The organism is Bacillus thuringiensis, from assembly GCF_022095615.2.
Classification (GTDB): Bacteria; Bacillota; Bacilli; order Bacillales; family Bacillaceae_G; genus Bacillus_A; species Bacillus_A cereus_AG.
This window is the reverse complement of sequence record NZ_CP155559.1, coordinates 2,627,675-2,640,317: the sequence shown is the minus strand read 5'-3', so window position 1 is coordinate 2,640,317 and position 12,643 is coordinate 2,627,675. Positions and strand designations below refer to the sequence as shown.

The window sequence follows — 12,643 nt, the reverse complement described above, 5'->3', positions numbered from 1 at the left end:
CTATCCTTATAACTGTTTATTCGTAGATTTTTTCTTGTTTATATAAAATGTAATAATAGCTGTAATTAGGAAGATAGGTATGGCATATGCTTGTGCAACAAACAACGTCCAGCCAACATGATTATAGCCTTGAGACGCTGGAGCAAGCATAGCGATTATGCAAACAATAATATAGAGCACTAGTGCAGGGAGAAGATTCTTCATATGTTCACCTCCTTTTAATAACATCAATACACATATATTTATATAATACATTATACTTTGGGATAAGGGATATGTTTTTTACAATTATTTAAATAAAAGGGTTATTTTTAAATGGAGTAGAAGTGATATATGTAGAATGATATAGGTGGGGATATAATGGACAATGTATTAAATAAAATAAAGCAAGATATACATATGGATTTATTGTATGAACTATGGCCTGGTTTTATGGGGACTGCATTTGCATTATATAATGATGAGCATGTGTATGTATTTCATCATCCTCTATTTTTGAAAGATGAGTATACCGTATTAAAGTGGGATGAACAATTTAAAGGTGATACATGTATTTTATTCAAAGATTATCCAACTGCAATCGTGAATATGGATAGGTATAAAGACTATGAAAGTTTACTTGCGATTGTGGTGCATGAACTTTATCATTGCTATCAATATTTAAATAAAGAAAGAAGATTTCCAAATGAGTCTTTAGGATTTCAATATCCTATAACAGAAGAAAATATAGAATTACGAAATAGAGAGCGAATTTGTTTATATGATGCTGTTCATTGTAATTCACAAGCTGAGAGAAATAATTATATTAAACAATTTATTGAACTAAGGGAGCAAAGAGCTCGTTTTATAAAAGAAGAGTTTATAACTTATGAATGTATGGTTGAAAGTATAGAGGGACCTGCTTGGTATGTTGAAATGAATGCTTATATTGCAGTATGTAAAAATGATGAAAGTAAAACATTACGAAAATATAGCGGACTTATTTTAGATGCATATGAAGCTAATTATAACATTAGGAAGAGCTGCTATAGCTCAGGAATGCTTTTATGCTTATTATTAGATGAAATCCTCCCTGAATGGAAAACAAGCTTCTTTAATGGTGATAAATCGTTATATGTTTTTTTAAAACAAAATGTAAATGTGGATTTAAGTTTAAATAATGAAATTGCAATAAGTAAAGAAACGAAGCAAATCTTTCATTTTGTACAAAACGAAAAAAACAAGGATTTCAACCACTTTTATGAGTGGAAAGGGTATCATCTATATATTATAGGCAATATAAAATTAAATTCGTTTAATCCCATGAATGTAAATTTAAACGGAAATAAAGCATTACATAAGACTTTTTTAAGTGTAAGTATACGTAATAAAACATATATGATAAATCAGCCTGTTTTATCATCTTTTGAAGAAGATTTTAAAAATATAACACAAGTCCATATTATAATGAATGAAAAGCCGATAGAAACAAATAATGGTTGGAACGTAGTGGGAATTGGAGATATAGAAGCTGAGTATGAAGAAGTAGAGGGTTCTATATTTTTATATTTAAAAAGTTAGAAGTGAGGTAAGAAATATAAATGAAAAGGTTATGCATAATTCCATGTGGAAAAAAGAAGATTTGGGATAAGTATCCGGATTACGGACCGATGGAGGCGAAAGATGTATACATTAGCCCGTTCGGAAGAGCATGTCAGGCGTATGCAACTATGTTTTTCGAGAATTGGGTTATATTATCAGCGAAGCATGGATTTTTAAGACCAAATGATATTGTACTAGAAAACTATGATCTTGCCTTTGATTCAAAGAGCGATGAAATTATTAGTATGGAACAATTAAAACAACAATTGATTGAAAAAGATTTGCTTCAGTTTGATGAAATTGTTTTACTTGCAGGCAAGAAGCATAAGAAAGTAGTGACACAATTATATCCAGAAGAAATCATTACGTACCCATTAGCTGGGTGTAAAGGAATTGGGTATATGTTGCAGAGATTGAAAGGGGCTGTGGGAGAAGGGAAGGAATTATAGGGAATTTATTATAGCCAGCTTTGCATATAGGTAACGAATGTATAATTAAGGTATGAAGATGGAGGCGATTAAGAGTGAAGAAGGTTTTCAAAAGTAATGTATCTAGTTTTGTTTGTATTGGTCTAGTGTTATTATTTATTGATTTTAATAATTTATCAATATTAGAATACATATTCTTAACAACGAGCACCCTTGCTTTTGTTGCATTTTTAGTGAACATAGCAGTTACATACTATTGTGAGAGAGAAGAAAGAAAATATACAGGAATGTAAAGCCCAAATATTGGGCTTTTTTCTATGTTGTATATCGGTTGAATATGTAAGGAAGAATTATTAAGGATACTAAAATACTACTTATAATACGTAGAATATAGACAAGTAAACAAGCCTTTTTATACTTTTAAACATAGAATATGATGAATACTATTGAAGGGAGAGTCATATTCATGGGAAACAATTGTCGTTGTAGACAGTTCCGGGATTGTAATAGATTTTGGGATGATCTAATGTTTGGAAGATGCAGACGTAGAGATTGTGATGATTGTGGTTGTAAACGAAAACGTCATTGTGATTGTGATGATTGCCGTTGCAATCATAAACGTGACAATGATGACGATAAATGCCGGAAGTGGTAATTTTTTTGAAAGAGTACTTAAAAGTAAGTACTCTTTTTTATATGAGCCTTTTACATTCCATCCTGAACTAATTTTCTTTCAATTTTCCAAGAATCTCGCTTTTTAATTTTTATAGCTACATAAGTTCCAGTAGACTCCTTATAAAAAATATATCCATTGTTTGCGTTCACATATGTCAATGGTTCACCTATGCAATCTCGTGAACAAGATGTATTAATTAGCTCGATTAATGATAGTTCGCTCGGATCGGTTTTACTTGTATCTATAATAGTATCAATGTCTGTTTTACGATAACCTTGTAAGTTTACATGGAAATTCTGTTCAATTTCACCTGTAATACTAGTATTCATTACTTCAACTGAATTTTTCTTTTCTTGAAGAAATCCATTCTCGTAAAGTAATTTTGTATATCCAAGCCATGCAATTAAAACTAGCATGATAAACATACTACATATTTTAAGTGTTCGAAGTCGTTTACTAACAATTGTTTCTGAGTATTTCATTCAATTTAATCCTCCATTGTTTTTAATTTAAGTTATGCCTAGATACATATTTTTAGAAGAAAGATAGAACTTAACGACTCCTTGATTCAAAAAAGAAAGCATCTGAAGTTAGATGCTTTCTTTTTGCGTATTTTTCACTATCTGTTCGTTACTTGTTTCATAAGTGGTCTAATTTCTTTAACGGGTGGTTTTTTATCATAGGCATCTACGTAAGAGAAGTAGTAATTCAAGTTTCTGAGAAGTCCTTTTCCTATTTTAGCGCTTAAGAATGGGAATACTTGTCCAGTATAATCATCAAGAGATTTACAGTAGTATTTTTCATCTAAATATATACTATATTTACATGTTAGTTCTACTAATGAGTTTCCTTCATCATCAATTACTTCCTTAGAATCAATAATGTCTATTAATGCAAATTTTTCATTCAGATATACCTTCTTCTTTTTCTCGTGCTTATTTGTAAGGATAAATACGAGACCAATGGCGTTAATCAAACTATTTCCTCCTATAAAAAACGGATATTAATAAAATATATCGATATACGTTAAATGTAAAGAGGGGGCGTGAAATATCATTGATAGAAAGCTTAATAAGCCGATTTGTTTTTTCAAATCGGCTTATTGTTATTGAAAAACTTGCGGGAATTGTTTTACGATTGCGTTTGTTATCATATCGGCCATTTCTAATGCTTCTTTTTCAATTTTATCGTACAATTTTACTCCTGCTTCATAATCTTTATTTAAAAAGGCAAGTGCTTCTGCTTTTGTTAATGCTAAATGTTCATAAAACATTTTTCTAAATTCTTCTTTTTCTATATATGGGTTGATGCTAGTAAGAAATGCTACAATTTCATCACCGTTAGCGTACCATTTTTTCTCTATAGCGGCAGCTGCATTTTGATCACCAGCTTTTGCGGCTTTAACAAGATCCGCTGCAATGACTAAGTGGTCTTTAATTAATGCACTATATTTTTTTACAGCATCCTCACCATAGAATGGTTCGAGTGATAGTCCCATATGTGTTGCATTTTGAAGAAGACGCCCAACTGTAACGTTAACGTCTGGTAAATTAAAGACAATGCTTATAATAGCTAATCTCGTCCAAGCGACATGTTGTTCCCATAAAGAACGCATATAACCTTTTAAAAAGTTCTCGTTTTTACTAATTCGGTAATAACGTACAGATGCATCAAAGTGTACATAAGGGTTATGATAGGGGGAGTAATACGATTGCCAATAAGTATACATAAACGGTAACACTCCTTTGAACATGTATAACTCAAAGTATGATGGAAAATTATTTTTAGTTACGTGTCCTAGATTAATTTCAGAAATTGATATGGAAAATGATGAAGAATTTTATTGTGGTATATATAAATAAAATGAATATAAAGTAAACGAGGCTCTGCAAGGGAAGTTGCAGAGCCTCGAAAGGGTATTGCCGAGATGTCGGACTCGACTACGTAATGTTATCATAAAATGCTATTAAAAAAACCTGGTAAATGTGTCCAAATGAAAGTAGACCTTTAATAAAGTCAATGGGATCTGCTTCCCGCGGCAGATCCCATTAACTAGATAATGTTGATGAGCAAAAACTCATCTGGAGTACCTTTATAGTAACAAGTGAAAATCGTTTTGTGTATTGAGAAAAAAAGAATTACTTTAATAAATGTTAAGAACTTATATTTCATTTCTTGTTATTATCATCATTTGTTGTGAGTCGAGTATGGTTATAAAATGGAGAAAAAATATGCAAACATATATATAAGTGCACTGAATTATATAATAATCAAAAAAGACTTGCTTTTATAAACAGGTCAACTAAAGGGGTTTATAAAAGCAGAATATTTCATATGATAACAGCTGTAGTATAGTAAGTCTATAAGGTATATATTGAGAAATTTATTATGAATGATACATTTCGCACACGTATTAACGTTTAAAAAGTTGAGAAAGAAAATGAAAAAGTTTTCTATAAGAAAATAATGGCTGGCATTTATAATACGATTCATATTTCCACGCATCATTATTTGAGAATTGGAGTTGGTTCGGTAGTATTTTCTGCTTGATGGAACTAATATTTTGCTGCTTCATATAGTAACCTCCTGAATTCATATGTATAAGATTAGTAGTATTCAAGGAAGAGTAATAAAATGTATATTTATTTTATATGTGCTTTATTTATGTTTTAAAATTTATCAACATAAATAGCCATTAAAACACTATTGCTAAACAACCTTTAAAACGTAGAGAAGCATAAAATAATGAAAAAGCAAGCTGTTAGTCATGTATTCATCACTTTCAAGACGCTTAAGTGATGATATAATAGGAATAGATGAAAGATATAGAAAAGCAGGTGACTCTTTTTTGTTTACAAAAGCACAAGAACTTTTAGCGTCTTATTTCGGTTATTCGTCATTCCGAAGAGGACAAGATGAAACAATTAAAAATGTATTAGATGGGAAAGATACAGTGTGTATTATGCCTACGGGCGGTGGTAAGTCAATTTGTTATCAAATTCCCGCATTAGTATTCGAAGGAACGACGTTAGTTATTTCACCTTTGATTTCACTTATGAAAGACCAAGTAGATACATTAGTACAAAACGGTATTTCAGCTACTTATATTAATAGTTCTATTTCTATTACAGAAGCGAATCAACGAATTCAATTAGCGAAACAAGGACACTATAAGTTACTTTATGTGGCGCCGGAGCGACTTGATTCAATGGAGTTTGTTGATCAACTTATCGATATGAAAATCCCGATGATTGCAATTGATGAGGCACACTGTATTTCGCAGTGGGGACATGATTTCCGTCCAAGTTATTTACATATACATCGCATATTAGATTATCTTCCAGAAAAGCCGCTCGTATTAGCGTTAACTGCTACGGCAACACCACAAGTTCGTGAAGATATTTGCAACACGCTTGGAATTAATCAAGAAAATACGATTATGACAACGTTTGAGCGTGAGAACTTATCATTTTCTGTTATTAAAGGACAAGATCGTAATGTATATTTAGCGGATTATATTCGTCAAAATCAAAAGGAATCTGGGATTATATATGCAGCTACAAGAAAAGTAGTTGATCAGTTGTATGAAGATTTAATAAAAGCGGGAGTTTCTGTTTCAAAATACCATGCTGGTATGAGTGATAACGATCGAAATGAGCAGCAAGAACTCTTTTTACGTGATGAAGTGAGTGTAATGGTAGCGACATCTGCATTCGGGATGGGGATTGATAAATCGAATATCCGATACGTTATCCATTATCAACTGCCAAAAAATATGGAAAGTTATTACCAAGAAGCAGGACGTGCCGGACGTGATGGATTAGATAGTGCATGTATATTGCTATATTCTTCTCAAGATGTGCAAGTACAGCGCTTTTTAATTGATCAATCGACAGGGGAGTCTCGTTTTTCAAATGAACTTGAAAAGCTGCAAAATATGACTGACTATTGTCATACAGAACAATGTTTACAATCATTTATTTTGCAATACTTTGGAGAAGAGCCGAAAGAAGATTGTGGCCGTTGCGGTAATTGTACGGACGACCGCGAAAGTATCGATGTGACGAGAGAATCACAAATGGTTCTATCTTGCATGATTCGAACGAACCAGCGATTTGGAAAACAAATGATTGCACAAGTTTTAACTGGTTCGAAAAATAAGAAAGTTATTGAATTTAATTTTCATACTTTACCAACATACGGATTACTATCAAATCGTAGCTTAAAAGAAGTCAGTGAATTTATTGAGTTTTTAATTTCAGATGAGTTAATCGCAGTTGAACACGGTACGTATCCGACACTAAAAGTAACGGAAAAAGGGAAAGAAGTGTTAATTGGTAAAGAGAAGGTTTTACGTAAAGAACGAGTAGAGACAAGACAAATTGTTCAAGATCATCCTTTATTTGAAGTACTTCGTGAAGTACGTAAAGAAATTGCGCAAGGAGAAGGTGTCCCTCCATTCGTTATTTTCTCTGACCAAACGTTGAAAGACATGTGTGCGAAAATGCCGCAAAGTGACTCTGAACTTTTAACTGTAAAAGGGATTGGCGAACATAAACTTGTGAAGTATGGTTCGCACTTCTTACAAGCAGTTCAGCACTTTATTGAGGAAAATCCAAACTATGCTGAAACCATTAAAACAGAAGTAGTGACAGAGCGGAAAAAGTCTGGGAAAGCTTCAGCGAATTCTCATTTAGAAACGTATGAAATGTATAAACAAGCTATTGACCTAGATGAAATTGCGAAAGAACGTGGCTTATCAAGACAAACGATTGAAAATCATTTAATTCGTTGCTTTGAAGATGGAATGGAAGTAGACTGGAACAGTTTTGTTCCTGCAGAATACGAACAACTGATTGAAACTGCTGTGCAAAATGCAGAAGGTGGTTTGAAATCGATAAAGGAACAACTTCCAAATGAAGTGAGTTACTTTATGATTCGTGCTTATTTACAAATTAGAAAGTAGAGACATATAAAGGGGATATGGATATATGCATCACGTTTTCGTGTATGGCACGTTAAGAAAAGAGCAAATGAATGCTCATTTTATGCAAGGTGCAATATGCATCGCAGACGGAGCATGGACGTATGGTAAATTATTTGATACAAACGAGGGGTATCCGGCAATGATTTGTTCAAATGAGGACAAAGTATACGGAGAAGTTTATGAAGTAAATGAGGTTGTTCTGCAAAAATTAGATGAACTTGAAGAATATACAGGTAATGCAGAAAGTGATTTATATGACCGAATCACCGAAACGATTTATTTAGGTGATAGAGAAATACGTGCATTTGTGTATGTTGCTCAAGATAAAGAGATGCTAAAAAAAGTTATCATTTCTGGTGATTGGGTGATGTATCAAAAAGGTAAATAAAAGTAGCGGAAGAGCAGATAGTGGAATCATCCATTATCTGCTTTTTATATTGGTACTTTCAAAATTCTTATTATTTTGATAAATTGTAAATATAGGTAAATTAGAATGGATTTTTTCATGGGTGTCAGAGATTTAGTTTTTCACCTGTAGAAGAAAAATCTATTGCAGGAGGAGAATAATAATGAACGAATTAGATGTGAGAGAATTTTACGAAAAACAATTCAAACTATCCAATTACGATATCAATACAGAAAGCTGGTTAGAGCAAGTTGCTAAAGAAGTTAAAGAACAAGTTGGATATCCATTTCAGTCGATGTTGGAACTAGGTGCAGGAAATGGTGGATTCGCAAGGGCGATGGCTAAGTTAGATGTAAAAATGACTACTGTTGAGCTTGTACCAGAGTTAGTTATGTTTGCAAAAAAACATTCTACTAATGATATAGATATTCATTGCGCTGATTTTTATAAAATTAATTTTGAAGAAAAGTTTGATGTTGTTAGTTATTTAGATGGATTTGGTGTAGGAACAGATGATGAACAATTGATTCTATTAAAACGCATTAAAAATTGGATGAAGGATGATGGATGTGCACTTATTGATATGTATCAACCATTGTATTGGAAAAAAGCAAGTGGACAAGAAATGACCTTAAGTGCAGCTATGCGAAAATACGAATATGATAGTATAAATGAAAGAATGTTAGATCATTGGTGGCATCCGAATAATCCCAACGATATAGTTACACAGTCTTTACGATGTTATACGGTAGATGAGATTAGCAATCTATGTGCTGAAGCTGGATTAAGTATTGTAGGGTTCTTCTCAGGCGGAGCATATGATTTTGAAAAATCGCTATATAAAGAGCAAGCTTCTTTGCATGAGTGCTTATCGTATCGTATAAAAGTAAAAAAAAATTAAAGAAAAGATAGAGCTTATCCCTCATACACATTAAGCTAAGTTTATGTGTATGAGGGGAATATTTGGTGTTCATTGTTGGTTGAGTGCTTCCGTACTCATATAAATATATTTGTTAGCTTCTAATCGACTGAAAGGTTGGATGAATGAACTATGAGCTATGTTTTGGCAAAACCAAACACATAGGTTTACTTGTTTGTAAAACGGATCAAATCTTTTTAACTAATCACTTCAAATTATTAGGCGGCACATACGGTTGTGATTTATTTGGAAACTAATACTAGTTCATTAAAAATCGATAAATTTATATTAAAAACGCTATCCTTTATATATATTTCTATAAAAAGGATAGCGTTTTATTGTTATGTGGATACAAATTTACATTATCTTGATAATAGTATTAGGACGAGAATACTATGTGTAACCAATAATAAAATGTCACAATTGACAATACTAGTATCGGTGTTATAATGATACATTGTTATCAAGGTAACAATGTAATACTTGCGTTAAGGGTGTGGAATTATGAAACAAAATAATGAACAAATAAATGAAAAAAATACAAAAATTAAAGTTGAACGTGTGCAAACTGGTATTAGGATGGAAAAAAGAATGGTAAAGGTTTTGAAAGCAATGGCAGAATATCATGACATTTCGCTAGGCGTTCTTCTTGAAAGAATCGTTCTACATTCTTTTGAAAATAAACCTGTGTTTAGCGATGCAAGTCTTGAAAAAGTTAAAGCTATAAAAGAAGTTTACGATATGGATTATGGCCTAGAAATAAGTCGTCAGTGGAATGATTCAGATAACTAGAATGATTATTTTTATATACAGTGCCATTTAGGTATTTTGTAAGCAATCTATGAAGTGAAGAAAATAAAGAGAGAGAACACATTGTTTTAAGGATTATTCAAAATTTTAGATAAAAAGGTATATTTTTTCTTATTTCGGAAAATTCTAAAACAAACTATTGACTTTACGAATGGATTTTTAATACAATTGTATCTCGACTGAAAAATTAGAACGGACAGGAGGGAATCATCAAATGAACAGCATTTTTGAAGAAGAGTTACAAAAAATGAAAGATACATTATGTACGATGGATGATCAATTAGAAAAACTTGAAAAAATTCCAGTTTATTATGGGGAAGATTTTAAAGAACAAATTCTAGAAAGTATGAGAGAATCTAATAGACAAAACTTACGTATTGGAGTGCATGAGCCATACTTTGGGAGACTAGACTTTCAAGAGGATGGCAAGGAAGAAGTTATGCCGATCTACATCGGTAAAGTAGGTGTTTCACATAAAGATACGATGAAACCAATTGTAATAGATTGGCGGGCACCTGTCGCAAGTATGTTTTATTCGTTTACCGGTGGTGACGAATTAGCGTTTTATCAATCGCCAGACGGATTAGTAGAAGGTGATGTGTATTTAAAGCGAAACATTTCTATCCGAAAAAGAGAACTAGAACGTGTTGTTGATACATACGTGAAAGGAAATGAAGATGTATCGCATGCCGATGATTTTCTTCTATATCGATTAGGTGAGAATAAAGATAACAAATTGAAAGATATTGTTTCAACGATACAATCGGAACAAAATGATATTATTCGTGCGGAAAGAAACTTACCATTACTTATTCAAGGGGTTGCAGGAAGCGGAAAAACAACGATCGCTTTACATCGCCTTGCTTTTTTAATTTATGAATATCGTGAACAGCTAGAAGCTGAGAGAATGATTGTATTCGCTCCGAATAGTCTGTTTTTAGACTATATTTCGAGTGTACTACCTGAATTAGGTGTAGGGAATATTAGTCAAACAACATTTCCAGATTGGGCATTACGTATGTTAGATGATTCGGTGAAACTGAAGCAGACAGAAGAAAAGTTGAAAGAAGCCTTTTCAATTAATCGCGATGAAAGAAAGGTTATGCTCGGTAAATTGAAAGGTACGCTGGAATTTAAGTCGTTCATTGAAGAGAGAATGGTTCAATTTGAAAAAGAATTAGTACCAACAAGTGATTTTGAGGCATGGGAAAAAGGTATTATTCCAGTGGAAGACATAAAAAAATGGATGCAAGTGGAATATAAACATTATCCATTAAAGAAAAGAAGAGAAAGATTAGTCGGCCGAATGAAGCGCTGGATTGAAATTGAGCTGAAAAAGTATGGAGAAACAAACGAGAAGAAATTATTAAAAAAAGAAGCGACAAAGAGATTGAACACTTATATGAAGTTTTGGCCGAAAATGAGCCCACTTTCACTATATAGTTCAATATTGAAAAGTAAAGAAATACTCGAAGTATTGCCTGAAGAACTTGTGAAAGAAACTGAAAAGAGTTGTCGTAAAAAAGAAGTGTATGTAGAAGATTTACCAGCTTTAATTTACATACATCACCGCATAACAGGTATTGAAATCGGACAGAAATTCCATCACGTCGTTATTGATGAAGCACAAGATTTCTCACCATTCCAAGTGTATGTATTAAAAGAAATTACACTAGGTAATTCTTTCACTATATTAGGTGATTTATCTCAAGCAATTTATGATTATCAAGGGATTGAAGATTGGGGTGCTTTTAAGGAAGTGTTCCAAGAAACAGGTTATTATGAACTGACGAGAAGTTATCGTTCTACAAAAGAAATTATAGAATTTGCGAACGAGATAATTAAAAATGCAGAGATTCCAGTGGGGCTTGCAACACCAGTTTTTCGTAGCGGTGAAGATGTTAAAGTAATCCATGCAGAAGATCAATTTAATGAGATTATGAAGACGTTAAAACATCTACAAAATGAAGATGTGAAAACAATTGCGGTAATAGGAAGAACAGACGATGAATGCCGCGATTTATATGAGAAATTAACAAATGCAGGATTAGCTGTAAACGTCATTGAAGCAGATCAAAGTAAATATGAAGGTGGTATTTCAGTAGTACCTGTATACTTGGCAAAAGGGTTAGAATTTGATGCTGTTCTATTAATCGATGTTGATGAAGAACACTATAAAAATACGAAACATGATGCGAAGTTACTATATGTCGGATGTACAAGGTCACTTCATGATTTATGGATTTTCCATAGCGGAGAAGTATCACCTTTAATTAACGGATTAAAATAAATATTACATGCAAGAGGATTTTCTAGTAACAAAAAGAAGAACCTCTTGTTTTTCTATATAAAGACATGGAGAGAGGGTAACTATGATAACAAAAGTAATAACAAAAAGAAATTGGGAAATCGCAAAGGTTGATGGAGGAATTAATGAAGCTTCACTTAAAGAAGAGGGATTTATTCATTGTTCATTTTTACAGCAAGCTTTAAAAGTTGCTGAAAAACATTTTAATCATGAAGAAGATGTTTTATTACTGACAATCGATACATCCTTAATAAAAGCAGAAATAAAATATGAACTTGCTTCTAACGGTCAAGAATATCCGCATGTATATGGAGTAATTCATATTGCGGCAATTGTAGATGTTACCCCATTTACTAAAGAAAAAGGAGAGTTTATATTATTAGAGGTACAAAATTAAGATTGTAATAGCCGTTTAAATTAACAAAAAAAGCACAAATTCTATAGTTTGTGCTTTTTTATTATCTATTTTTTGTAAATACGCATTGTTTTTATCACACTAATACTGTACGATACATAGTATAAAACATA

General features: G+C 32.3%; 15 protein-coding genes. 10 read left to right on the top strand and 5 right to left on the bottom strand.

Features of this window, described 5'->3' with window-relative positions:
- Window positions 1-6 precede the first annotated feature (6 nt).
- Entirely contained in the window at window positions 7-204 is a 198-nt protein-coding gene (locus KZZ19_RS13685) for a DUF4017 family protein (RefSeq protein ID WP_088096649.1), read from the bottom strand.
- Between the two features lie 156 nt (window positions 205-360).
- Here KZZ19_RS13685 and KZZ19_RS13680 point away from each other — a divergent pair, with 156 nt between their 5' ends.
- The 4 genes from KZZ19_RS13680 (at window position 361) to KZZ19_RS13665 (ending at window position 2,664) form a co-directional block, all read left to right on the top strand.
- The gene (locus tag KZZ19_RS13680; protein WP_237980278.1) at window positions 361-1,560 is read left to right on the top strand and encodes a peptide ABC transporter permease; all 1,200 of its coding nucleotides are present in this window, start codon (window positions 361-363) and stop codon (window positions 1,558-1,560) included.
- Between the two features lie 20 nt (window positions 1,561-1,580).
- Window positions 1,581-2,030 carry a DUF6884 domain-containing protein gene (locus KZZ19_RS13675; protein WP_088096647.1) on the top strand — a complete coding sequence of 150 codons (450 nt, stop codon included), beginning with the start codon at window positions 1,581-1,583 and terminating at the stop codon, window positions 2,028-2,030.
- A 74-nt stretch (window positions 2,031-2,104) separates the two neighbouring features.
- Window positions 2,105-2,302 carry a hypothetical protein gene (locus KZZ19_RS13670; RefSeq protein ID WP_237980280.1) on the top strand — a complete coding sequence of 66 codons (198 nt, stop codon included), beginning with the start codon at window positions 2,105-2,107 and terminating at the stop codon, window positions 2,300-2,302.
- A 173-nt stretch (window positions 2,303-2,475) separates the two neighbouring features.
- The gene (locus tag KZZ19_RS13665; protein ID WP_237980282.1) at window positions 2,476-2,664 is read left to right on the top strand and encodes a hypothetical protein; all 189 of its coding nucleotides are present in this window, start codon (window positions 2,476-2,478) and stop codon (window positions 2,662-2,664) included.
- A gap of 50 nt (window positions 2,665-2,714) precedes the next feature.
- On the opposite strand, the gene KZZ19_RS13660 is transcribed toward KZZ19_RS13665, so the two are convergent.
- The 4 genes from KZZ19_RS13660 to KZZ19_RS13645 form a co-directional block, all read right to left on the bottom strand.
- On the bottom strand, window positions 2,715-3,167 hold the full coding sequence (locus KZZ19_RS13660; RefSeq protein ID WP_237980284.1) for a hypothetical protein: 453 nt from the start codon (window positions 3,165-3,167) through the stop codon (window positions 2,715-2,717).
- Window positions 3,168-3,304: 137 nt separating this feature from the next.
- Window positions 3,305-3,661, bottom strand: a complete 357-nt coding sequence (locus KZZ19_RS13655) for a hypothetical protein (RefSeq protein WP_000606238.1) — start codon at window positions 3,659-3,661, stop codon at window positions 3,305-3,307.
- Between the two features lie 129 nt (window positions 3,662-3,790).
- Complete coding sequence (locus tag KZZ19_RS13650) at window positions 3,791-4,414, bottom strand: acetylglutamate kinase (protein ID WP_237980286.1); 624 nt, start codon at window positions 4,412-4,414, stop codon at window positions 3,791-3,793.
- A gap of 684 nt (window positions 4,415-5,098) precedes the next feature.
- Window positions 5,099-5,260, bottom strand: coding sequence for a hypothetical protein (locus KZZ19_RS13645; RefSeq protein WP_237980288.1), 162 nt, complete (start codon window positions 5,258-5,260; stop codon window positions 5,099-5,101).
- Window positions 5,261-5,533: 273 nt separating this feature from the next.
- Between KZZ19_RS13645 and recQ the strand changes: the two genes are divergently transcribed.
- From recQ to KZZ19_RS13615, 6 genes are all read left to right on the top strand, one after another.
- On the top strand, window positions 5,534-7,651 hold the full coding sequence (gene recQ, locus KZZ19_RS13640; RefSeq protein ID WP_237980290.1) for a DNA helicase RecQ: 2,118 nt from the start codon (window positions 5,534-5,536) through the stop codon (window positions 7,649-7,651).
- Between the two features lie 25 nt (window positions 7,652-7,676).
- A complete protein-coding gene (locus KZZ19_RS13635; protein WP_237980291.1) occupies window positions 7,677-8,060 on the top strand; it encodes a gamma-glutamylcyclotransferase family protein in 384 nt (127 codons plus the stop codon).
- Between the two features lie 181 nt (window positions 8,061-8,241).
- Window positions 8,242-8,979, top strand: a complete 738-nt coding sequence (locus KZZ19_RS13630) for a class I SAM-dependent methyltransferase (RefSeq protein ID WP_237980293.1) — start codon at window positions 8,242-8,244, stop codon at window positions 8,977-8,979.
- Between the two features lie 522 nt (window positions 8,980-9,501).
- Window positions 9,502-9,789, top strand: coding sequence for a hypothetical protein (locus KZZ19_RS13625; protein WP_070143359.1), 288 nt, complete (start codon window positions 9,502-9,504; stop codon window positions 9,787-9,789).
- A 232-nt stretch (window positions 9,790-10,021) separates the two neighbouring features.
- Window positions 10,022-12,097 (top strand): HelD family protein, encoded by a 2,076-nt coding sequence (locus tag KZZ19_RS13620; RefSeq protein WP_237980295.1) that lies wholly within the window; start codon window positions 10,022-10,024, stop codon window positions 12,095-12,097.
- A gap of 82 nt (window positions 12,098-12,179) precedes the next feature.
- Window positions 12,180-12,512: a DUF952 domain-containing protein gene (locus KZZ19_RS13615; RefSeq protein WP_237980297.1), complete on the top strand. Its 333-nt coding sequence runs from the start codon at window positions 12,180-12,182 to the stop codon at window positions 12,510-12,512.
- The last annotated feature ends 131 nt before the right edge of the window (window positions 12,513-12,643 follow it).

What these genes read in the sequence shown, in the direction of transcription:
- KZZ19_RS13615 (WP_237980297.1), top strand. Translation starts at nt 12,180, where the DNA reads ATGATAACAAAAGTAATAACAAAAAGAAATTGGGAAATCGCAAAGGTT.
- KZZ19_RS13685 (WP_088096649.1), bottom strand. Translation starts at nt 204, where the DNA reads ATGAAGAATCTTCTCCCTGCACTAGTGCTCTATATTATTGTTTGCATA.
- KZZ19_RS13675 (WP_088096647.1), top strand. Translation starts at nt 1,581, where the DNA reads ATGAAAAGGTTATGCATAATTCCATGTGGAAAAAAGAAGATTTGGGAT.
- KZZ19_RS13660 (WP_237980284.1), bottom strand. Translation starts at nt 3,167, where the DNA reads ATGAAATACTCAGAAACAATTGTTAGTAAACGACTTCGAACACTTAAA.
- KZZ19_RS13635 (WP_237980291.1), top strand. Translation starts at nt 7,677, where the DNA reads ATGCATCACGTTTTCGTGTATGGCACGTTAAGAAAAGAGCAAATGAAT.
- KZZ19_RS13650 (WP_237980286.1), bottom strand. Translation starts at nt 4,414, where the DNA reads ATGTATACTTATTGGCAATCGTATTACTCCCCCTATCATAACCCTTAT.
- KZZ19_RS13680 (WP_237980278.1), top strand. Translation starts at nt 361, where the DNA reads ATGGACAATGTATTAAATAAAATAAAGCAAGATATACATATGGATTTA.
- KZZ19_RS13645 (WP_237980288.1), bottom strand. Translation starts at nt 5,260, where the DNA reads ATGAAGCAGCAAAATATTAGTTCCATCAAGCAGAAAATACTACCGAAC.
- KZZ19_RS13625 (WP_070143359.1), top strand. Translation starts at nt 9,502, where the DNA reads ATGAAACAAAATAATGAACAAATAAATGAAAAAAATACAAAAATTAAA.
- KZZ19_RS13665 (WP_237980282.1), top strand. Translation starts at nt 2,476, where the DNA reads ATGGGAAACAATTGTCGTTGTAGACAGTTCCGGGATTGTAATAGATTT.
- KZZ19_RS13620 (WP_237980295.1), top strand. Translation starts at nt 10,022, where the DNA reads ATGAACAGCATTTTTGAAGAAGAGTTACAAAAAATGAAAGATACATTA.
- KZZ19_RS13630 (WP_237980293.1), top strand. Translation starts at nt 8,242, where the DNA reads ATGAACGAATTAGATGTGAGAGAATTTTACGAAAAACAATTCAAACTA.